Here is a 449-nt window from a genome sequence, read left to right on the forward strand (position 1 = left end):
TATATCTGTTACGATATAACACCTCGGATGTCTTGAATTGTTTTCCACAGGTTTGATGTTCTTGCGAACCTCTCCTCTGTTTCAACTTTTCTAGATATATTCAATATGTGGTTTTCAAGGTACATGCAGACTGAAGTTTATCAGTCATTAGCAAACTCGATCGACTCGAATCCACTAATCACTGGTAAAAACCAGTTATATGGAACAGCACTGCCCTGCTGAATCAGGTTAACACATTCTTTAACACAGGTTTCGCCTTTATCTCCACCCATTGGAACGTGTCCGTTCTATATAAAACACTCTTTCGAGTGAGTTTTTTTAAGTAATCTGGCACCCACCTGCTCTCCCATGCCGTCTCCAGCATAGTACCATCGGCCGCTTAAGTCTTAACCATCGTGTTCGGGATGGGTACGGGTGTTTCCCCTAAGCGCATCGGCACCAGAATCTTT

1 rRNA gene is annotated in these 449 nt (G+C 43.0%); it reads right to left on the minus strand.

Features of this window, described 5'->3' with window-relative positions:
- Window positions 1-325 precede the first annotated feature (325 nt).
- A 5S ribosomal RNA gene (gene rrf / locus NE473_RS30225) occupies window positions 326-443 on the minus strand.
- Between the last annotated feature and the right edge of the window lie 6 nt (window positions 444-449).

This window comes from Hungatella sp. SL.1.14 (genome assembly GCF_024460495.1).
Lineage (GTDB): Bacteria > Bacillota > Clostridia > Lachnospirales > Lachnospiraceae > Hungatella > Hungatella hathewayi.